The 20,225-nt window shown below is 44.8% G+C and carries 32 protein-coding genes; 31 read left to right on the top strand and 1 reads right to left on the bottom strand.

What is annotated here, in order from left to right:
* Nucleotides 1-17: 17 nt before the first annotated feature.
* A complete protein-coding gene (locus OCV96_RS15560; RefSeq protein ID WP_172594787.1) occupies nt 18-809 on the bottom strand; it encodes a DUF3800 domain-containing protein in 792 nt (263 codons plus the stop codon).
* Nucleotides 810-1,110: 301 nt separating this feature from the next.
* Here OCV96_RS15560 and putP point away from each other — a divergent pair, with 301 nt between their 5' ends.
* The 31 genes from putP (at nt 1,111) to rpsK (ending at nt 20,159) form a co-directional block, all read left to right on the top strand.
* Complete coding sequence (gene putP, locus OCV96_RS15555; protein ID WP_118537783.1) at nt 1,111-2,646, top strand: sodium/proline symporter PutP; 1,536 nt, start codon at nt 1,111-1,113, stop codon at nt 2,644-2,646.
* Between the two features lie 1,238 nt (nt 2,647-3,884).
* Nucleotides 3,885-4,202, top strand: coding sequence for a 30S ribosomal protein S10 (gene rpsJ, locus OCV96_RS15550; protein WP_117465468.1), 318 nt, complete (start codon nt 3,885-3,887; stop codon nt 4,200-4,202).
* 178 nt (nt 4,203-4,380) lie between these two features.
* Complete coding sequence (gene rplC / locus OCV96_RS15545; protein ID WP_022154515.1) at nt 4,381-5,064, top strand: 50S ribosomal protein L3; 684 nt, start codon at nt 4,381-4,383, stop codon at nt 5,062-5,064.
* A gap of 26 nt (nt 5,065-5,090) precedes the next feature.
* The gene (gene rplD / locus OCV96_RS15540) at nt 5,091-5,711 is read left to right on the top strand and encodes a 50S ribosomal protein L4 (protein WP_117465469.1); all 621 of its coding nucleotides are present in this window, start codon (nt 5,091-5,093) and stop codon (nt 5,709-5,711) included.
* Nucleotides 5,711-6,010 carry a 50S ribosomal protein L23 gene (rplW, locus tag OCV96_RS15535; RefSeq protein ID WP_022154315.1) on the top strand — a complete coding sequence of 100 codons (300 nt, stop codon included), beginning with the start codon at nt 5,711-5,713 and terminating at the stop codon, nt 6,008-6,010. The genes rplD and rplW overlap by 1 nt, the downstream gene beginning before the upstream one ends.
* 79 nt (nt 6,011-6,089) lie before the next feature.
* Nucleotides 6,090-6,932, top strand: a complete 843-nt coding sequence (rplB, locus tag OCV96_RS15530) for a 50S ribosomal protein L2 (protein WP_022154314.1) — start codon at nt 6,090-6,092, stop codon at nt 6,930-6,932.
* A 16-nt stretch (nt 6,933-6,948) separates the two neighbouring features.
* Nucleotides 6,949-7,230, top strand: a complete 282-nt coding sequence (gene rpsS, locus OCV96_RS15525; RefSeq protein WP_117465471.1) for a 30S ribosomal protein S19 — start codon at nt 6,949-6,951, stop codon at nt 7,228-7,230.
* 178 nt (nt 7,231-7,408) lie between these two features.
* Nucleotides 7,409-7,798, top strand: a complete 390-nt coding sequence (gene rplV / locus OCV96_RS15520) for a 50S ribosomal protein L22 (protein WP_117465472.1) — start codon at nt 7,409-7,411, stop codon at nt 7,796-7,798.
* 22 nt (nt 7,799-7,820) lie between these two features.
* Entirely contained in the window at nt 7,821-8,480 is a 660-nt protein-coding gene (gene rpsC / locus OCV96_RS15515) for a 30S ribosomal protein S3 (RefSeq protein ID WP_118537781.1), read from the top strand.
* Complete coding sequence (gene rplP / locus OCV96_RS15510; protein ID WP_022154310.1) at nt 8,480-8,911, top strand: 50S ribosomal protein L16; 432 nt, start codon at nt 8,480-8,482, stop codon at nt 8,909-8,911. Before rpsC ends, rplP begins: the two co-directional genes overlap by 1 nt.
* The gene (gene rpmC / locus OCV96_RS15505) at nt 8,908-9,111 is read left to right on the top strand and encodes a 50S ribosomal protein L29 (RefSeq protein ID WP_022154309.1); all 204 of its coding nucleotides are present in this window, start codon (nt 8,908-8,910) and stop codon (nt 9,109-9,111) included. The genes rplP and rpmC overlap by 4 nt, the downstream gene beginning before the upstream one ends.
* Nucleotides 9,112-9,141: 30 nt before the next feature.
* A complete protein-coding gene (rpsQ, locus tag OCV96_RS15500) occupies nt 9,142-9,396 on the top strand; it encodes a 30S ribosomal protein S17 (protein WP_022313401.1) in 255 nt (84 codons plus the stop codon).
* Between the two features lie 58 nt (nt 9,397-9,454).
* Nucleotides 9,455-9,823, top strand: a complete 369-nt coding sequence (gene rplN / locus OCV96_RS15495; RefSeq protein WP_022154307.1) for a 50S ribosomal protein L14 — start codon at nt 9,455-9,457, stop codon at nt 9,821-9,823.
* Between the two features lie 12 nt (nt 9,824-9,835).
* Entirely contained in the window at nt 9,836-10,147 is a 312-nt protein-coding gene (rplX, locus tag OCV96_RS15490) for a 50S ribosomal protein L24 (protein ID WP_022154306.1), read from the top strand.
* A 23-nt stretch (nt 10,148-10,170) separates the two neighbouring features.
* Entirely contained in the window at nt 10,171-10,710 is a 540-nt protein-coding gene (rplE, locus tag OCV96_RS15485) for a 50S ribosomal protein L5 (RefSeq protein WP_022313402.1), read from the top strand.
* Between the two features lie 18 nt (nt 10,711-10,728).
* Nucleotides 10,729-10,914, top strand: a complete 186-nt coding sequence (locus tag OCV96_RS15480; RefSeq protein WP_022154304.1) for a type Z 30S ribosomal protein S14 — start codon at nt 10,729-10,731, stop codon at nt 10,912-10,914.
* 333 nt (nt 10,915-11,247) lie between these two features.
* Nucleotides 11,248-11,649, top strand: coding sequence for a 30S ribosomal protein S8 (gene rpsH / locus OCV96_RS15475; RefSeq protein ID WP_022154303.1), 402 nt, complete (start codon nt 11,248-11,250; stop codon nt 11,647-11,649).
* Nucleotides 11,650-11,793: 144 nt separating this feature from the next.
* Nucleotides 11,794-12,336, top strand: a complete 543-nt coding sequence (rplF, locus tag OCV96_RS15470; RefSeq protein ID WP_118503467.1) for a 50S ribosomal protein L6 — start codon at nt 11,794-11,796, stop codon at nt 12,334-12,336.
* Nucleotides 12,337-12,356: 20 nt separating this feature from the next.
* On the top strand, nt 12,357-12,725 hold the full coding sequence (rplR, locus tag OCV96_RS15465) for a 50S ribosomal protein L18 (protein ID WP_022154301.1): 369 nt from the start codon (nt 12,357-12,359) through the stop codon (nt 12,723-12,725).
* 21 nt (nt 12,726-12,746) lie between these two features.
* Nucleotides 12,747-13,256 (top strand): 30S ribosomal protein S5, encoded by a 510-nt coding sequence (gene rpsE / locus OCV96_RS15460; protein WP_117465474.1) that lies wholly within the window; start codon nt 12,747-12,749, stop codon nt 13,254-13,256.
* Between the two features lie 48 nt (nt 13,257-13,304).
* Nucleotides 13,305-13,490, top strand: coding sequence for a 50S ribosomal protein L30 (gene rpmD / locus OCV96_RS15455; RefSeq protein ID WP_022154299.1), 186 nt, complete (start codon nt 13,305-13,307; stop codon nt 13,488-13,490).
* A gap of 21 nt (nt 13,491-13,511) precedes the next feature.
* Nucleotides 13,512-13,952: a 50S ribosomal protein L15 gene (gene rplO / locus OCV96_RS15450; protein WP_022154298.1), complete on the top strand. Its 441-nt coding sequence runs from the start codon at nt 13,512-13,514 to the stop codon at nt 13,950-13,952.
* Complete coding sequence (gene secY, locus OCV96_RS15445) at nt 13,952-15,265, top strand: preprotein translocase subunit SecY (protein ID WP_117465475.1); 1,314 nt, start codon at nt 13,952-13,954, stop codon at nt 15,263-15,265. Before rplO ends, secY begins: the two co-directional genes overlap by 1 nt.
* A 175-nt stretch (nt 15,266-15,440) precedes the next feature.
* Entirely contained in the window at nt 15,441-16,082 is a 642-nt protein-coding gene (locus OCV96_RS15440; RefSeq protein WP_022312016.1) for an adenylate kinase, read from the top strand.
* Nucleotides 16,083-16,139: 57 nt separating this feature from the next.
* Entirely contained in the window at nt 16,140-16,892 is a 753-nt protein-coding gene (gene map / locus OCV96_RS15435) for a type I methionyl aminopeptidase (protein WP_022312015.1), read from the top strand.
* Nucleotides 16,893-16,937: 45 nt separating this feature from the next.
* Complete coding sequence (locus tag OCV96_RS15430; RefSeq protein WP_022312014.1) at nt 16,938-17,210, top strand: KOW domain-containing RNA-binding protein; 273 nt, start codon at nt 16,938-16,940, stop codon at nt 17,208-17,210.
* 48 nt (nt 17,211-17,258) lie between these two features.
* Nucleotides 17,259-17,477 (top strand): translation initiation factor IF-1, encoded by a 219-nt coding sequence (gene infA / locus OCV96_RS15425; protein ID WP_022154292.1) that lies wholly within the window; start codon nt 17,259-17,261, stop codon nt 17,475-17,477.
* 24 nt (nt 17,478-17,501) lie between these two features.
* On the top strand, nt 17,502-18,812 hold the full coding sequence (locus tag OCV96_RS15420) for a hypothetical protein (protein ID WP_262594870.1): 1,311 nt from the start codon (nt 17,502-17,504) through the stop codon (nt 18,810-18,812).
* 67 nt (nt 18,813-18,879) lie between these two features.
* Nucleotides 18,880-18,993 (top strand): 50S ribosomal protein L36, encoded by a 114-nt coding sequence (rpmJ, locus tag OCV96_RS15415; RefSeq protein WP_031271335.1) that lies wholly within the window; start codon nt 18,880-18,882, stop codon nt 18,991-18,993.
* A gap of 322 nt (nt 18,994-19,315) precedes the next feature.
* Nucleotides 19,316-19,687 (top strand): 30S ribosomal protein S13, encoded by a 372-nt coding sequence (gene rpsM / locus OCV96_RS15410; protein ID WP_022154290.1) that lies wholly within the window; start codon nt 19,316-19,318, stop codon nt 19,685-19,687.
* 76 nt (nt 19,688-19,763) lie between these two features.
* The gene (rpsK, locus tag OCV96_RS15405) at nt 19,764-20,159 is read left to right on the top strand and encodes a 30S ribosomal protein S11 (protein ID WP_022154289.1); all 396 of its coding nucleotides are present in this window, start codon (nt 19,764-19,766) and stop codon (nt 20,157-20,159) included.
* The last annotated feature ends 66 nt before the right edge of the window (nt 20,160-20,225 follow it).

The following is a 20,225-nucleotide window of genomic DNA, read 5'->3' as shown; positions in this document are numbered from 1 at the left end:
GCGATGTAGGTGGTGCTTTATTTTGGATATATTACTAATCCATACATATTTGTCTCATTTGCTTTCAAATTTAATTTTTCCGCTTCCTTTAACGTCACCATAACCCGTTTTACAAAGAGTTTGTCAATTACAGTTCCCACTCGTTTGGGTAACTCTTCTTTCCGAATTTCGATTTTGAAATATAAATGTACAAAAAATGAAACGAAATCACATATTTGAATAAAATAGGATTCTGATGAATTTTTTTCCATAATATCCTCGATCATATTGCTGATCGGATGATTGACAAACCCAGGCAAATATTTGGATTGGATCGGATTAAATGCACGTATAGCTCTGGCTGTCTTTCTCATAGGTGCTATTCTGCCCTCATCCGTAATCACTAAATAATTCCATTGCCCATCGCTGTCATTCTCGATACGTTGTATATTATATTTCAATGCATTTTCAAGAACGTGATAGTTATTATCTTTAAATTTTTTCTTATCAATAATCACATTTACAATCTTTAAATCCATCTTTGCAATTGTTAACGTAAATGCTTTTATTATATCTTGTTTTGTTTCTTTTGACCAATGATACTCACGATATGGATTTTTATCCGTCAAAAAATGTTTTGTATGCATCTCTTCTGATACATGAAAGCCATATTTATCTTTCAATTCTCTTCTCAAAATACGCATTTTTTCAAAATTTTGCTGCCAGCTCTCTGCAGGCATATACAAACTTGTTAAAATAAAATGGTCTGATGAATTTATTGTTACTCCGTCATCCCCTGTTTCATCAAAATATGCTATATATGTTTTCATCAATTCCCCTTTCATATTTTAGACATTTTAATGCCATTCATTTTTAATAATGAAAACTATGGTGATTCACCAAAATACTGAAATTAAATAAGATTTGAAATAGAAAATTTACTTATAGATAGAGAATAGCAAACTATTCTCAGCCTGTCAACATGACAAAATAACATTCAAATCAGGCTTTCGCACATTACAGCGATAGCAAACTAATCTGTTGACGATAAGCCATTTCTTGTATATAATAAATCGTATCACTGTATACAATTAAGAAAATGTACAAGAAGAAAAATTTGAGGAGGCTATTATGACAGGAAATACGTTAGGCTGGGTAATTGTGGCATTCGTGCTGTATTTACTCATGATGATCGCTATCGGAGCGTTTTATGCAAAGGGCAATAACAATTCCGAAGACTACTTTTTGGGAGGCAGAAAGCTGAACGGCTTCGTCGCTGCGCTGTCCGCGCAGGCGTCGGATATGAGCGGATGGCTGCTGATGGGGCTGCCGGGAGCTATTTACTTAACCGGTGTCGGAGGTGACGGCTGGATCGCCATCGGACTTTTCATCGGCACGACGCTGAACTGGCTGTTCATTGCCACGAAGCTGCGCAGATATACGATCCGCGCCAACAATTCCGTTACGCTGCCGACTTATTTTGAGAACCGCTTCCATGATGAGAAGAAGGTATTGATGGCGGTTTCTTCTATTACTATTGTAGTATTTTTCCTGGTATATTGCGCGTCTGCGCTTTCTGCCGGAGGTCAGCTGTTTGAGTCCGTGTTCGGTATTGATTATCATGTGGCACTGACCATCGGTGCGCTGGTAGTTTTGGTCTATACCTTCCTCGGCGGATTTACCGCGGTATGTGTGACAGACTTTATCCAGGGTATGCTGATGCTAGTCGGTATTCTGGCAGTACCGCTGTTCGCTTATCATTTTCTGACAACCGGCGGCACTACATTGTCAGCCGGTCTGGAAGCCAGCGGTGCTGACAGTGCCAACTTCCTGAACCTGATGAAGAACGGTGACGGCAGCAACAATATCATCAGCGTGATCTCCGGTCTCGGCTGGGGACTGGGATATTTCGGAATGCCCCACATCCTGGTACGATTTATGGCAGTCCGGGATGAGAAGGAAATGACCAAGTCCAAGGCTACTGCCATCAGCTGGGTAGCATTATCCCTGGGATTTGCAGTATTTATCGGTATCCTGGGCAGAGCTTATCTGCCGGAGCTGGTGAATGGCAATAATGAGAAGGTATTTATTGAGATGATCAAGAAGGTATTTACCGTGGAGATGCGGGCTCCGTTCATTGCAGGATTGTTCCTCTGTGGTATCCTGGCAGCGATCATGTCCACGGCGGATTCCCAGCTGTTAGTCAGTGCCTCCAGTGTGGCGGAAGATATCTTCAAGGGACTGCTCAAGAAGGATGCGGATGACAAGACGGTCATGAATGTCAGCCGTGTCACTGTACTGGTGGTAGCTGTGCTGGCTTACATCATCGCATGGAATCCGAACAACACCGTCATGGGACTGGTATCCAACGCGTGGGCAGGTTTAGGTGCTGCCTTTGGTCCGCTGGTAGTGATGTCCTTATATTGGAAGAGAACCAACTTCCCAGGAGCGGTAGCCGGAATTGTCACCGGTGCACTTGCCGTTATCATCTGGGATTACATCCCTCTCGTGGGCGGACAGACTCTGGGCAAAGCTACCGGATTGTATTCCCTGGTAGTAGGCTTCGGGCTGGGACTTATCGCTATCATCGCAGTCAGCCTCACTACCAAGACTCCTTCCGAGGAAATGCTGCAGGAGTTCGAGGATGTGAAAGCGAACCGGCTGTAACAGACCGTTGATGAAATAAATATTGACAGACAAAAATACTGATGGACAGCGAAGACATCTGCCTGTCAGTATTTTTATGTATTTGTGTTGGCGAGGGTATGGGAGGCAAAAACAAGCTATCTGTACCCAGCAGAACTTGCGAAAGCGGGTATGTGAGACAAAATCAGGTCGATTATACCCTCCACCTTTGTACATCGGGGCACAGATAAGGATTTTGCCGTAATAAGCCCCGTCGATACCGGGATATCGGGGCGTAGATAAGGATTTTGCCAGAATAAGCCTCGTCGATACTGGGACATCGGGGCGCAGAAAGAGATTTTGTCAGAATAGGCCCCGGGGATATCGGACCAGCGGGGCGCAGCAAGAGATTTTGCCAGGATAAGCCCCGGGGATCTCGGACCAGCGGGGCTTAGAAAGAGATTTTGCCAGGATAAGCCCCGGGGATCTCGGACTAGCGGGGCTTAGAAAGAGATTTTGTCAGAATAAGCCCCGGGGATCTCGGACCAGCGGGGCGCAGAAAGAGATTCTGTCAAAATAAGCCCCGGGGATCTCGGACTAGCGGGGCTTAGAAAGAGATTTTGTCAGAATAAGCCCCGGGGATCTCGGACCAGCGGGGCGCAGAAAGAGATTTTGCCAGGATAAGCCCCGGCGATATCAGAACAGCGGGGCGCAGCAAGAGATTTTGCCAGGATAAGCCCCGACGATATCGGACCAGCGGGGCGCAGCAAGAGATTTTGTCAGGATAAGCCCGACGGCAACTGAGAGCATCCAAGGGGGAACGGTTTCATTTGCCATAAAAAATATTGGGCAATATTATACTGGGCTATATTATATAAGAAGAAACTCACAAAAATACAGTGGCGAACCTGTGCAAAACAGAAAAAAAGAATTGTATCTAAAAAAATACAATTTTTTGAAAAAAAGTCTTGCAATGCCCGTAAATTCAATGTATACTAATCCTTGCTGTGGCATGATAGCTGTGAAACGTGAGGTTGCCGGTTTCCAGTAATGGAGATCGGGTTTTCCGTGGAGCGAATGTCAAGTTAGAAAACTGACGGCAAGTCACTGTACCAATTAACATCTGCCTTGAGCAGTAACAACGTGTAAGTTTATGACCGGAGAGAAGAAAGCGTTGCACAAAGGTCGCAGACACACACGGGAAAGTGTACAGTCACCGCTTGTCCGTACAAAAAGTAAGTATCTACTTACAAAAGTGCGAAAAGGAGGCGACTTTTTTTATGGCAAATCAGGTAATGAGAATTACATTGAAAGCTTATGAACATCAGCTTGTTGATGCATCTGCCAAAAAAATCATCGAAACTGTTAAGAAGACCGGAGCTCAGGTGAGCGGTCCCGTACCTCTTCCTACCAAGAAGGAAGTTGTTACCATTCTGAGAGCAGTACACAAGTACAAGGACTCCAGAGAACAGTTCGAGCAGAGAACTCACAAGAGACTGATCGACATCATGGCTCCCACTCAGAAGACTGTTGATGCTCTTCAGAGACTGGAAATGCCTGCCGGTGTTTACATCGACATCAAGATGAAGAACAACTAATAAGTAAGTTTTTCAAAGTAAAGCCAAAACAACAAAAACCTCTACTTAGACGTAAGAACACAGCGCGATGAACAATCGCCAGGGAAATGCGCGAAGCGTATTTCTAAGTGTTTCGCAGAAACACTTTGGGTTTTGCAAGAAACACTTTGGTCCGCTATGTAGAACACAGGAGGTAAAAATGAAGAAAGCAATTTTGACAACAAAAGTTGGAATGACTCAGATCTTCAATGAAGATGGCGTGCTCGTTCCCGTAACCGTGCTTCAGGCTGGTCCCTGCGTGGTTACTCAGGTAAAGACCGTGGAGAATGATGGCTACAGTGCTGTACAGGTAGGCTTCGTTGACAAGAAGGATAAGGTTGTTAACAAGGATGCCAGCGGCAAGAAGCAGATCGTACACAGACATGGTGTTAACAAAGCAGAGCAGGGCCACTTCAAGAAGGCTGGCGTAAGCTCCAAGAGATATGTAAGAGAGTTCAAGTTTGAGAACGCTGAGGAGTACACCCTTGGTGCAGAGATCAAAGCTGACATCTTCGCTGCAGGCGATAAGGTAGACGCTTCCGCAATCTCCAAAGGTAAGGGCTTCCAGGGCGCAATCAAGAGATTTGGACAGCACAGAGGACCTATGGCTCATGGTTCCAAGTTCCATCGTCATCAGGGTTCCAATGGTGCATGTTCCTCCCCTAGCCGTGTATTCAAGGGCAAGGGAATGCCTGGACATATGGGTTGTGTAAAGGTAACTGTTCAGAATCTTGAGGTCGTAAGAGTAGATGCTGAGAAGAATCTGCTTCTGGTAAAGGGCGCAGTTCCCGGACCTAAGAAAGCTTTAGTAACCATCAAAGAGACCGTTAAGGTTGAGGCATAGTTTAGGACGAAAGGAGGACCAATCAGATGGCAAACGTATCTGTTTACAATATGGAAGGCAAAGAAGTTGGTACAATCGAATTAAACGATGCAGTGTTTGGTGTTGAAGTGAACGAGCACCTGGTACACATGGCAGTTGTACAGCAGCTTGCAAATAATCGTCAGGGAACTCAGAAAGCAAAGACCCGTTCTGAGGTATCCGGTGGCGGAAGAAAGCCCTGGAGACAGAAGGGAACCGGTCATGCAAGACAGGGTTCAACCAGATCTCCCCAGTGGGCAGGCGGTGGCGTAGTATTCGCTCCCGTTCCCAGAGATTACTCTTTCAAGCTTAACAAGAAAGAGAAGAGAGCAGCTCTGAAGTCTGCACTGACCAGCAAGGTTCAGGGAAGCAGCCTGATCGTAGTTGATGAGCTGAAATTCGACGAGATCAAGACCAAGAACTTCACCAATGTTATGAATAACTTAAAGGTAGAAAAGGGACTGGTAGTGATCGCTGATAACGATACTAACGTAGTTATGTCTGCTAGAAACGTAGCTGATGTAGATACCACCCTGGTAAATACCATCAACGTTTACGACGTAATGAAGGCTAAGACAGTTGTCCTGACCAAGGATGCTGTTGCAAAGATTGAGGAGGTATACGCATAATGGCTGATATTAAATACTATGATGTAATCCTCAAACCCGTTATTACCGAGAAGAGCATGGCCGGCATGGGCGAGAAGAAGTACACCTTCCTTGTTCACACCGAAGCTAACAAGTCTCAGATCAAAGAGGCTGTTGAGAAGATGTTCGAAGGTACCAAGGTTAAGAGTGTTAACACCATCAATATGGATGGCAAGAACAAGAGACGTGGAATGGTTACCGGCAAGACCGCTAAGACCAAGAAGGCAATTGTTCAGTTAACTGCAGATAGCAAAGAGATCGAGATCTTCGCAGGTCTGTAAGAGTAAAGCTACTGCTTAAGATTCAAGTATGCGGCACTTAAGTGCTCGCGCAAAAAATCATCGTAAAGGAGATACAGTAATGGGAATTAAGACATATAACCCCTATACACCTTCCAGAAGAAACATGACTGGTTCTGACTTCTCTGAGATCACTAAGACCTCTCCCGAGAAGAGCCTGTGTGTTTCCCTGAAGAAGAACTCCGGCCGTAACAATCAGGGTAAGATCACTGTGAGACATCGCGGCGGCGGTTCCAGAAGAAAATACAGAGTAATTGATTTCAAGAGATACAAGGATGGCATCCCTGCTACCGTAATCGGTATCGAGTACGATCCTAACAGAACAGCAAACATTGCGCTGATCTGCTACGAAGACGGTACCAAGTCCTATATCCTCGCTCCCGAAGGCCTGACCGACGGAATGAAGGTTATGAACGGTGCAGAGGCCGAGGTTAGAGTAGGTAACTGCTTACCTCTGTCCGAGATCCCTGTAGGTACTCAGGTACACAACATTGAGTTATATCCCGGCAAGGGCGGCCAGCTGGTTCGTTCCGCCGGTAACAGCGCACAGCTGATGGCAAAAGAAGGTAAGTACGCTACTCTTCGTCTTCCCTCCGGTGAGATGAGAATGGTTCCCCTGGTTTGCCGTGCAACTGTTGGTGTTGTAGGTAACGTTGATCATAGCCTGGTTAAGATCGGTAAAGCCGGACGTAAGCGTCACATGGGCATCCGTCCCACCGTACGTGGTTCCGTCATGAACCCCAACGACCATCCTCATGGTGGTGGTGAAGGTAAGACCGGTATCGGTCGTCCCGGCCCCAGCACACCTTGGGGTAAACCTGCTCTTGGTCTGAAGACACGTAAATCTAAGAAGGCTTCCAACAAGCTGATCGTAAGAAGACGTGACGGCAGAGCAATCAAATAGTTAAGGAGGAAAGATCATGGCTAGATCACTGAAAAAAGGACCTTTTGCAGACGCAAGCCTGTTAAAGAAAGTCGACGCTTTAAATGCATCAGGACAGAAGCAGGTTATTAAGACCTGGTCCCGTCGTTCTACAATTTTCCCTTCCTTCGTAGGACATACGATTGCTGTTCATGATGGTAGAAAGCATGTTCCCGTATACGTTACTGAGGATATGGTTGGCCACAAGCTCGGTGAGTTCGTAGCAACCAGAACCTTCAGAGGTCACGGCAAGGACGAGAAGAAATCCAAGGTTAGATAATTTTATTATTGACCTGGAGCTAAAAATATGCTATCTTTTATAGATGGCTGGGAGAGCTATGCGCTCTCCCGAGGGTCTTCCCTCGAAAGAGGAAAGAAGACAGGATATTTTTGTGCGCAGCACTTAGGAAACACACGGGTGCGTTGCGCGGTTTCAGTTTGAAAGGAGGACCAAATCTATGGCTAAAGGACATAGATCCCAAATTAAGAGAGAAAGAAACGCTCAGAAAGATACAAGACCTTCAGCTAAGCTGTCTTACGCAAGAGTATCTGTTCAGAAGGCTTGTTTCGTATTAGATGCCATCAGAGGCAAAGATGTACAGACTGCACTTGGTATTCTGGAGTACAATCCCAGATATGCTTCCAGCCTGATCAAGAAGCTGCTTGAGTCAGCAATCGCTAACGCTGAGAACAATAACGGTATGAATACCGAGAACCTTTATGTTGCAGAGTGCTTTGCAAACAAAGGACCTACCATGAAGAGAGTAAAGCCCAGAGCACAGGGTAGAGCTTATAGAATCGAAAAGAGAATGAGCCACATTACCATCGTTCTTGATGAGAAGAAGTAGGGAAAGGAGCTATTAAAAGTTTATGGGACAGAAAGTTAATCCTCACGGCCTGAGAGTCGGTGTTATTAAAGATTGGGATTCCAAGTGGTACGCTGATGCAGAGTTTTCCGATTATCTGGTAGAAGACTACAACATCAGAAAGTTCCTGAAGAAGAAATTATACAGTGCAGGTGTTTCCAAGATCGAGATCGAAAGAGCATCTGACAGAGTAAAGGTTATCATCTATACTGCTAAGCCCGGTGTTGTAATCGGTAAGGGCGGCGCTGAGATCGAAGTAACCAAGAAAGAGCTCGCCAAGTTAACCGATAAGAAGGTTATGGTTGACATTAAAGAGATCAAGAGACCTGACAGAGATGCACAGCTGGTAGCTGAGAACATCGCTCAGCAGCTGGAGAACCGTGTATCCTTCAGACGTGCAATGAAGTCCTGCATGGGCAGAACCATGAAGTCTGGTGCTATGGGTATCAAGACCTGCTGTTCTGGTCGTCTGGGCGGTGCTGATATCGCTCGTGCTGAGTTCTACAGCGAGGGAACCATTCCTCTGCAGACACTGAGAGCAGATATCGATTATGGTTTTGCTGAAGCAAACACCACCTATGGTAAAGTTGGAGTTAAAGTTTGGATTTATAAAGGCGAGATACTTCCTACAAAAGGAAATCAGATGGAAGGGAGCGATAAATAATGTTAATGCCGAAGAGAGTAAAACGTCGTAAACAGTTCCGTGGATCCATGGCCGGAAAAGCTTCCAGAGGTAACACCCTGGCGTATGGCGAATTTGGTCTGGTTGCTACAGAACCCTGCTGGATCAAGTCTAATCAGATTGAGGCAGCCCGTATTGCGCTTACCCGTTATACCAAGCGTACCGGTAAAGTATGGATTAAGATTTTCCCCGATAAGCCCGTAACTGTAAAGCCTCTCGGTACTCGTATGGGTTCCGGTAAAGGCGCTGTAGATTGCTGGGTAGCAGTTGTTAAGCCCGGACGTGTAATGTTCGAGATCGCTGGTGTTCCCGAAGAGGACGCTCGTGAAGCATTACGTCTTGCTATGCACAAGCTCCCTTGTAAGTGTAAGATCATTGCTAAGGCAGATGTGGAAGGCGGTGTGACAGAATGAAATCAAATAAATTTGTAGAAGAATTGAAGACAAAGTCCGATGCAGAACTGGCACAGGAGCTGGTAGCTGCTAAAAAAGAACTTTTCAATTTGAGATTCCAGAACGCAACCAATCAGTTAGATAATACTGCAAGAATCAAAGAAGTTAGAAGAAACATTGCACGTATTCAGACTGTTATCACCGAGAAGGCTAGAGCGTAACGCGTGGGTGCGTAGAAAGGAGATCAAACCGTGGAAAGAAATTTGAGAAAAACACGTACTGGTAAGGTTATCAGTAATAAGATGGATAAAACTATTGTAGTTGCAATCGAAGAGCATGTTAAGCATCCCCTTTACAAAAAGATCGTAAAGGACACCTACAAGCTGAAGGCGCATGACGAGAATAACGAGTGCAACATTGGCGATATCGTAAAAGTTATGGAGACAAGACCCCTGTCCAAGGACAAGAGATGGAGACTTGTTGAGATCGTAGAAAGAGCTAAATAAATTAGCACGCGAATATTAAGTTTGTAAGAAACCGCGGAAGCGGTGAAGGAGGAATAACATGGTTCAGCAGGAAAGTAGACTGAAAGTTGCTGATAACACCGGCGCAAAAGAGTTACTTTGCATTCGTGTTATGGGCGGTTCTACCAGAAGATATGCACAGATCGGCGACGTGATTGTTGCTTCCGTTAAAGATGCAACACCAGGTGGCGTTGTAAAAAAAGGTGATGTAGTAAAGGCAGTTGTAGTTCGTTCCGTAAAGGGCGCTCGTCGTAAAGACGGTTCTTACATCAAGTTTGATGAGAACGCTGCAGTTATCATCAAAGATGACAAGACTCCCAGAGGAACCCGTATCTTTGGGCCGGTTGCAAGAGAGCTTCGTGAGAAACAGTTCATGAAAATTGTTTCCCTGGCTCCCGAAGTATTATAAGGAGGTTGCCACATGTCTACAATGAAAATTAAGAAGGGCGACACCGTTAAGGTTATCGCTGGTAAAGACTTAGGTACAGAGGGCAAGGTTCTCTCTGTAGACGTAAAGAATCATAAAGTCCTGGTTGAGGGCGTTAACAAGATCACAAAGCATGCAAAGCCTTCTCAGGCAAACCCCAATGGCGGTATTGTTGAGAAAGAAGCTCCTATTGATATTTCAAACGTTATGCTTGTTGTAAAAGGCAAGACCACAAGAGTTGGCTTCAAGGTTGAAGACGGCAAGAAAGTACGTTTCGCAAAGTCAACAGGCGAAGTGATTGACTAATCAATAGGAAGGAGGAAATATAAGTGAGCAGACTGAAAGATTTATATAACAATGAGATCGTCGATGCTATGACCAAGAAGTTCGGTTATGCTAATGTAATGGAAGTTCCCAAGCTCGACAAGATCGTTATCAACATGGGTGTTGGTGAAGCAAAAGAAAACGCTAAGATCCTTGAGAATGCAGTTGCTGATATGGAAGCTATCACCGGACAGAAGGCAGTTCTGACCAAGGCTAAGAATTCCGTAGCAAACTTCAAGATCCGTGAGGGCATGCCCATCGGATGTAAGACCACTCTGCGTGGTGAGAAGATGTATGAGTTCCTGGATCGTCTGGTTAACCTCGCTCTTCCTCGTGTCCGTGACTTCAGAGGCGTTAACCCTAACGCATTCGACGGCAGAGGTAACTATGCACTCGGTATCAAAGAGCAGTTCATCTTCCCTGAGATCGAGTACGATAAGATTGACAAGACCAGAGGTATGGATATCATTTTCGTAACAACTGCTAAGACCGACGAAGAGGCACGTGAGCTGCTGAGACTGTTCAACATGCCTTTCGCAAAGTAATCAAGGAGGTAAATTCTGATGGCAAAGACATCAATGAAGATTAAACAGCAGCGCAAACCTAAGTTCTCTACTCAGGCTTATACCCGCTGCAAGATTTGTGGTCGTCCCCACTCTGTACTGAGAAAATACGGAATTTGCCGTGTTTGCTTCCGTGAACTGGCATACAAGGGCGAGATCCCCGGAGTTAAGAAGGCATCTTGGTAAGGATAAAAAGTAATTCTAAGGCGTCAAAGTACGCCGCCTAAGAATTACTAAGTTTTATCCCTAAGAGAATTCCTTGCGGAATTCTCCGGAGTGAAAAGATTTTATAAGCCAGCAAAATACGCTGGCTAACAAAATCTAGATTTTGCTCCTAAGAGAATTTTCCCGGTGGGAAAATTCTCCGGGATGAAAAGAAATTCTAAGGCGTCGAAAGACGCCGCCTAAGAATTTCTGCAAAAGTTTTGGTTATAAGAATTATCTTATAATATAGATGGTATATACAAGGTGTATGTACTTAGCATGATTCAAGTCAAATAATAAGGAGGAAACTAAATCATGACAATGAGCGATCCTATCGCAGATATGCTTACAAGAATCCGTAATGCAAATACTGCAAAACACGACACCGTAGACGTACCTTCTTCCAAGATGAAGCTGGCTATCGCACAGATTCTGCTGGACGAGGGATATATTAAGAAGTACGACATCGTTGAAGACGGTGGTTTCAAGACCATCCACATCACTCTGAAGTACGGCGCAGACAAGAACGAGAAGATCATCTCCGGCATCAAGAGAATCTCTAAGCCCGGCTTACGTGTATACGCTGGCAAGGAAGATCTGCCTAAGGTTCTTGGCGGTCTGGGTATTGCTATTATCTCTACCAACCAGGGTGTTATCACCGACAAGAAGGCTCGTGAGCTTCAGGTTGGCGGCGAAGTATTAGCATTCGTTTGGTAAGAGCAAAAAGATTTTCTAAGTCAGCAAAATACGCTGACTAATAAAATCTAAGTTTTGCTCCTAAGAGAATTTTCCGCAAGCGTAAAATTCTCCGTGGCGAAAAATGTAACTATTGTTTTCTATAGAATTATAGGAGGTACGGGCATGTCCAGAATAGGTAGAATGCCAATCGCAATTCCTGCAGGTGTTACTGTAGAAGTTGCAGAAAATAACAAAGTGACTGTGAAAGGTCCCAAGGGTACTCTGGTAAGAGTATTACCCTCTGAGATGGAAATTAAAGTGGAAGGTGCAGAAGTTCTCGTCAGCAGACCCAACGATCTGAAGAAGATGAAGTCTCTTCACGGCCTGACAAGAACTCTGATCCACAACATGGTAGTAGGTGTTACCGAAGGTTTCGAGAAGAAGCTGGAAGTAAATGGTGTTGGTTACAGAGCTGCTAAGTCCGGCAAGAAGCTGACCCTGAACCTTGGTTACTCTCATCCCGTAGAGATGATCGATCCCGAAGGCATTGAAGCTGTAGTTGAAGGCCAGAACGTGATCATCGTTAAGGGTATCGACAAAGAAAAAGTTGGCCAGTACGCTGCTGAGATCCGCGACAAGAGAAGACCTGAGCCTTATAAGGGCAAGGGTATCAAGTATGCCGATGAGACCATCAGACGTAAAGTTGGTAAGACTGGTAAGAAATAATAGATAAGGAGAGTATGAAGATGGTTAGTAAAGAGTCCAGACAGTTAGTACGTGCAAAAAAGCACATGAAAATTCGTAACCGCTTCAGCGGCACTGCTGAAAGACCTCGTCTTGCAGTGTTCAGAAGCAATAATCATATGTATGCTCAAATTATCGACGATACAGTTGGTAACACTTTAGTATCTGCATCCACTCTTGAGAAAGAGATCAAGGCAGAGCTGGAGAAGACCAATAACGTTGATGCAGCAGCATATCTTGGAACTGTTATCGCAAAGAGAGCAATCGAAAAAGGTATCAAAGAAGTTGTTTTCGACCGTGGCGGTTTCATTTATCAGGGTAAAGTAGCAGCTTTAGCCGATGCAGCCAGAGAAGCTGGCCTGGAATTCTAGGAAAGGAAAGAGGAATACACCATGAAACACACAATCATAGATGCAAGCCAGTTAGAGTTAAATGATAAAGTTGTTACCATCAAGCGTGTAACCAAGACCGTTAAGGGTGGTCGTAACATGAGATTCACCGCGCTGGTAGTTGTTGGTGACGGCAACGGTCATGTAGGCGCTGGTCTGGGAAAGGCTGTAGAAATTCCCGAAGCTATCCGTAAGGGTAAGGAAGACGCTGTAAAGCATATTGTCGAGATCAATCTGGATGAGAACAATTCCATCACCCATGATTTCATCGGTAAGTATGGTTCTGCTAACGTTTTACTGAAGAAGGCTCCCGAAGGTACCGGTATCATCGCTGGTGGTCCCGCTCGTGTCGTTTGTGAGCTTGCAGGTATCAAGAATATCCGTACCAAGTCTCTTGGCTCCAACAATAAGCAGAACGTTGTTCTTGCAACCATCTCCGGTTTAAGCCAGATCAAGGCTCCCGAAGAAGTAGCAAAGAATCGTGGAAAGTCTGTTGAGGAAGTTCTGGCGTAAGCCGGATCTTCCCGTTAAGTTGACAGGGCCAACAGAAAGGAGTAGAGTATGGCAGACAAGAAGTTAAAGATCACTCTGGTAAAGTCCACCATCGGCGCTGTGCCGAAGAATAAAGCAATCGTGGAGTCTATGGGACTGCGCAAGATCGGTAAGTCCGTAGTACTGCCTGATAATGATGCAACAAGAGGACAGATCCGTCAGGTGAATCATTTGATCAAGGTAGAAGAAGCATAATCAGATAAGGAGGTGTTAGGAATGGAATTATCCAATTTAAGACCTGCAGAAGGTTCCAAACACAGTGATAATTTTAGAAGAGGCCGTGGACACGGTTCAGGAAATGGCAAGACCGCAGGTAAGGGTCATAAGGGACAGAAGGCTCGTTCCGGAGCTCCCAGACCTGGTTTCGAAGGTGGTCAGATGCCTTTATACAGACGTATTCCTAAGAGAGGTTTCACTAACAGAAACACTAAGGAAATCGTTGCTATCAATGTAAGTGCTCTGGAGTGCTTTGACAACGGTGCTACCGTTGATGTAAACGCATTGGTTGAAGCAGGAATCATTAAGAACCCCAGAGATGGAGTTAAGATCCTTGGAAACGGAGAACTTACCAAAAAGCTTGATGTAAAGGTAGATGCTTTCAGCGCATCCGCAAAAGAAAAGATCGAGGCTCTTGGTGGAACTGCTGAGGTGATGTAATGCTTACAACACTGAAAAACGCATTTAAAATCAAAGAAATCAGACAGAAGATTCTTTTTACACTGGGAATGTTAGTTGTGATCCGTATCGGATCACAGCTTCCCGTACCCGGGGTGGACACGAAGTTCTTTTCTCAATGGTTTGCCCAGCAGACAGGCGGTGCGTTCAGTTTCTTTGATGCCATTACGGGCGGTTCTTTCCTGAACATGTCTATTCTGGCATTGAACATCAACCCTTATATTACATCTTCCATTATCATGCAGCTGCTTACAATTGCTATTCCAAAGCTGGAAGAAATGCAGCGTGACGGTGAAGACGGCCGTAAAAAAATGGTTGCCATCACCAGATACGTTACCGTAGCGCTTGCACTGATCCAGTCCACAGCAATGGCAATCGGTTTTGGCAGACAGGGCTACTTGATCGAGTTCAACGCTCTGAATGTAATTACCACGATCACAGCACTTACCGCTGGTAGTGCTTTCCTGATGTGGGTTGGTGAACGAATCACAGAAAAAGGTATCGGAAATGGTATTTCCATCGTACTGGTGATCAACATCATTTCCCGACTGCCTCAAGACCTGAGCAACCTGTTTGAGCAGTTCGTATTCGGAAAAGCTCCGGCAACCGCAATCCTTGCAGTAGTTATCATCTTCGCAATTATTATTGCCATGGTGGTACTGGTTATCATCTTAAATGATGGTGTGCGCAAGATTCCGGTACAGTATGCCAAGAAAATGCAGGGCAGAAAGATGGTCGGCGGACAGACTTCCAATATTCCGTTGAAAGTAAATACTTCCGGCGTTATTCCCATCATTTTTGCACAGTCCATTATGCAGTTCCCCATTATTATCTGTTCCTTTATCGGATATAACGGAACCGGCGTATGGGCAGAGATCCTGAAAGGTCTGAATTCCGGTTACTGGTGCAAACCCAGTCAGCCGATTTATTCCCTGGGACTTTTGCTGTACATTGTATTGATTGTATTTTTTGCATACTTCTATACATCCATTACATTTAATCCTTTGATGATTGCCGATAACATGAAGAAGCAGGGTGGTTTCATCCCCGGTATCAGACCTGGTAAGCCTACCAGTGATTATCTGAACAAGATTCTGAATTATATCGTATTCATCGGTGCGATTGGCCTGATCATTGTATCTGTGATCCCGTATTTCTTTAACGGTGTGTTCGGCGCAAGTGTATCCTTCGGCGGTACCAGCCTGATCATTATCGTAAGCGTAGTACTGGAGACCATGAAGCAGGTAGAATCTCAGATGCTCGTTCGCAACTACAAGGGATTCCTGGAAGATTAGTAGCATAACAGTAACCGGATGGTTTGTAATCATCCGGTTATTTTTGCATTATTGTATTATAGGAAAATGTATTGCAAAAAAGCCGCATAAAAGTTAAAATGTAAATGTTGGACTGTATTTGTAGCTTATCTATAGAAAGAGCAGAGCCTGTAGCAACAGGCAGATAGGAGCAAAGATGAAAATTATCATGTTAGGCGCACCCGGCGCAGGTAAAGGTACCCAGGCAAAGATGATCGCTGAAAAGTACGGAATCCCTCATGTATCCACAGGCGATATTTTCCGTGCAAATATCAAGAACGGAACCGAACTTGGTATGGAAGCAAAGAAATACATGGATCAGGGACAGCTGGTTCCCGATGAACTGACTGTTAAGATCCTCTTAGACAGAGTAGCACAGGATGATTGCAAGAACGGTTATGTACTGGATGGATTCCCCAGAACCATTCCTCAGGCAGAAGTACTGGACAAGGCACTGACTGAGCTGGGAGATGCCATTGATTTTGCAATCGATGTAAATGTTCCCGATGAGAATATCGTGAAGAGAATGTCCGGCAGACGTGCATGCCTGTCCTGCGGCGCAACCTATCACATTGAGCATATTCCTCCCAAGAAGGAAGGCATCTGTGACAAGTGCGGACAGGAACTGGTACTGCGTGACGATGATAAGCCTGAGACCGTACTGAACCGTCTGAAAGTTTATCATGATCAGACCCAGCCTCTGATCGAATTCTATACCAAGAAAAATGTATTAAAGACCGTAGACGGCACCAAGGATATGAAGGAAGTATTCGCAGATATCGTAGCAATTCTTGGCTAGGAAAAGTCCGGATCACTGATCAGCAGCAGTAAGGTCCGGAACAGAAAGGTGAATAAAATGGCAGTAACTATCAAATCACAGCGTGAAATTGAGTTGATGAGAGAATCTTGTAAGATTCTGGCGGATGTATTCAGCGAGATGGAGAAGGCAGTACACCCCGGGGTATCCACTCTGGATATCAATAACCTGGGAGAGAAACTGATCCGTGCCCATGGCTGCATTCCCAACTTCTTAAATTACAACGGATATCCGGCATCTATCTGTGTATCCGTGAATGATGAAGTCGTACATGGTATACCTCACAAGGATCATATTCTTCACGAAGGTGATATTGTAAGTCTGGATGCAGGACTGATTTATAAAGGATACCATTCCGATATGGCACGTACTTTCCCGGTAGGGCAGGTAAGTGAGGAAGCAAGACTTCTGATGGAGAGGACCAAAGGAAGCTTTTTTGCAGGAATAGAGATGGCAAAGGCAGGCAATCATCTGTATGATATCTCCAATGCCATTGATGCCTATATCAGGCCTTTTGGCTACGGAATCGTAAGAGATCTGGTAGGTCACGGCATTGGTACCAGCTTACATGAGGATCCCCAGATCCCCAACTTCGCACAGCATAGACGTGGACTGAAGCTTCAGGCCGGTATGACGCTGGCAATCGAGCCCATGATCAATATCGGAAGACCGGATGTGGCATGGCTGGACGATGATTGGACTGTAGTTACCGAGGATGGATCCCTGTCTGCACATTATGAGAATACCATCCTGATCACAGACGGTGAGCCGGAGATCCTGACCATGTATTAAGGAACGGGTAACGGCAGACCCGGAGAAGAAAGGTAAGATTTTGATATGTTAGGAGAATTTGCAACTTCAAAGGCCGGACACGATAAGGACAGACTGTACATGATCGTCGGTGAAGAGGAAGAATGGGTCTATCTGTGCGACGGAAGGCTGCGCGGTGTGGAACATCCGAAGAAGAAAAAGAAAAAACATATCCAGATCATACATTCTTCGGCAGAGGATGCGTTGATACAAAGCATGCAACAGAACCTTCCGGGGGAGAAAGACGAGATCAACAGACGAATCTGTAAGACCCTGGAAGCGTATCTGTGTAATAAGTAATATAAAGCAGTAAAAGTAGTAAAGAGTAGAAAGCTATGGAGGAAATTTATGTCTAAAAGTGATGTAATCGAAATCGAAGGAACCGTTGTGGAGAAACTTCCCAATACCATGTTCCGTGTAGAACTGGAAAACGGACACAGAGTACTGGCTACCATCAGTGGTAAGCTTCGTCAGAACTTCATCCGTATCCTTCCCGGAGATAAGGTAACACTGGAACTGTCTCCCTACGATCTGAGCAAGGGACGTATTATCTGGAGAGATAAGTAAATACCATCTGGAGAGAAAATAGCTATGGCTAAAAAAATACGTAACTTTGCTGCCATTCTGGCGGTCAGTGCGGTAGTGGGAACGATACTGTTAGTACTGGTATTCTTGCTTCCGGTAGGACCTATGAGAAAGAATGTGGAGAAAAGTGTCGGGGATATGCTGAAGACCGGAGACGAGATACCGGAAGATGCATTTTCGCAGTACCTGTGGAAAAACAGAGAGACCTACACCGATGCTATTATGGTGCAGAATGCCATAGAGAGATTGTCGGACAAAAATGCCTACGAACACGCTATGTGGATGTACCACTATGATCTGGAAGAGGATGTATGGACACCGGAGGATTCTCTCAAATCCTTCTGTGAATCCCATGAGAACGTCAATAACATGTATCTCCACATTTATGCGAGATACTGGCACGGCTATCTTTTATATTTAAAGCCGCTGTTACTGTTATTTTCCTGGCAGCACGTGGTATGGCTGGAGCTGGCGGTGCAGATCGCGCTTATGATCTGGGTGCTGGTTACGGCAATCCAAAAGCAAAATGCAGGTGTCGCAGTCGTGACTCTGGGAAGTTTTCTGTTTATGAAGCCGGTGCTGGTTCTTGTATCACTGACCATGTCAGTGTGTTGGATCTTGACGCTTCTGGCGGTGGAATACATGCTGTTACATCATGACAGACTGCACGAAAAAGGACAATATCCGGAATTCTTCCTGATCGTGGGAATTCTGACGTCTTATTTTGATTTTCTGACGTATCCCGTTGTTACTTTGGGAATTCCTCTGTGCTGTTACTTCTTATTAGAAAGTGATCGCCTGTGGAATAATATCAAAAGACTGACCGGCTTCAGTGTAAGCTGGGCAATCGGCTATGCGGGAATGTGGGCAGCAAAATGGGTCATTGCAGATCTGACATTACATACCGGTACGATCAAGGATGCTATCTGGTCCATTATCGGCCGTACCGAAGCTATTGGCGGCAGACCCCGGATGAACGGGGGGTTCTATGTCATCGGACTGAATCTTCAGGAATATCCGGCCTATATTGGAATTGCTGCAGGAGTGCTGGCAGCGATAGCGATAGGAATGCTTGTGATGATAATCGTCACGGGCAAATGGAAGGAAATATTTGCACAGCTGGTTCCCGTAGTACTCACAGCTGCAATTCCCTTCGTCTGGATCATTGCAGTACAACATCATTCAGCATTGCATGCGAGATTTACCTTCCGAATTTTAAGTGTTGCAGCGGCTGCGGCTATCACTTTTATCGTTTTGAATGTAAAGCAGGCAAAAAAGCAACAAAAAAATCAAAAAATATTAAAAAAAGCGCAATAATACGCTTGCAAAGGAAAGACCGTCATGCTATAATGTAAAACGGTCTTTTTTGAAAGGAGGGTTTAACATGAAAGTTAGATCATCAGTAAAACCGATTTGCGAAAAGTGCAAAATCATCAAGAGAAAAGGACGCATCAGAGTAATCTGTGAGAATCCGAAGCACAAACAGAGACAGGGATAATCACCGCTTGATCGTCATTTGATCAGGTATGTGAGTTCTTGTCCGGTTATTATGTGCGGCTGAATTGATAATATCAATTTTCATAATAGATTTGGATAGAGCTTACGGGAGATTACTTGTTGATACCATGACGAAAAGATTTTCTAAAATTATCGTCGTGGAAAGATCGGATCGTGTCCGATTGGGTGAGAGCCCCAATCAATTAGTAACTATTGGGCGTACAATTAACAGACCAAAACGTACGCACACACAACGAAAGTTGTGAGCGCAGAAATGTTGCGCAAAGCGTAAGAGATTACGCAGGAAAATGGAGGAAACGTAAATGGCTCGTATCGCAGGTGTAGACTTACCTAGAGAAAAACGAATTGAGATCGGTTTGACCTATATCTATGGAATAGGCAGACCTACTGCTGACAAGCTGTTAGCAGAAGCAGGTGTAAATCCTGATACCAGAGTGAGAGATATTACCGATGATGAGGTAAAGAAGATCAGTGAAGCTATCGAAAAGCTTGGCGTTATGGTAGAAGGTGATCTGAGAAGAGAAATCGCTCTGAATATCAAGAGACTTCAGGAAATCGGCTGCTATCGTGGTATTCGTCATCGTAAAGGACTTCCTGTTCGTGGTCAGAAGACTAAGACCAACGCAAGAACTCGTAAGGGACCTAAGCGCACGGTGGCAAACAAGAAGAAGTAATTAAGATCGTAATGTAACTGTGAGAGGGAAGCAAATGTAAGCATCCCCAGGAAATGAGAAAGTAGGTTAGTTTAAAATGGCTAAAAAAGTTGCAAAGAAAGTAACAAAAAAGCGTGTAAGAAAAAACGTTGAACGCGGACAGGCACATATTCAGTCTTCTTTTAACAACACAATCGTAACGTTAACTGATGCTGAAGGTAATGCTCTTAGCTGGGCAAGTGCCGGTGGTCTTGGTTTTAGAGGTTCAAAGAAATCTACTCCATATGCTGCACAGATGGCTGCTGAAACAGCAACAAAGGCTGCTCTTGTTCACGGATTAAAGTCCGTTGACGTATTCGTAAAGGGTCCTGGTTCAGGACGTGAAGCAGCAATCAGAGCTCTGTCTGCAAGTGGACTGGATGTCTTAAGCATTTGTGATGTAACTCCTGTACCTCACAATGGATGCCGTCCTCCTAAGCGTCGTCGCGTTTAGTGAGAAATCGTCAGAAGACGAAGCAATTAATTTTAATGAAGTAACATTAGAACAAGTTGGATGAAA

Source organism: Waltera acetigignens (assembly GCF_025567015.1).
GTDB classification, from domain to species: domain Bacteria; phylum Bacillota; class Clostridia; order Lachnospirales; family Lachnospiraceae; genus Acetatifactor; species Acetatifactor acetigignens.
Note: the sequence above shows the minus strand (reverse complement) of the source record. Positions and strands in the feature narration are given on the sequence as shown.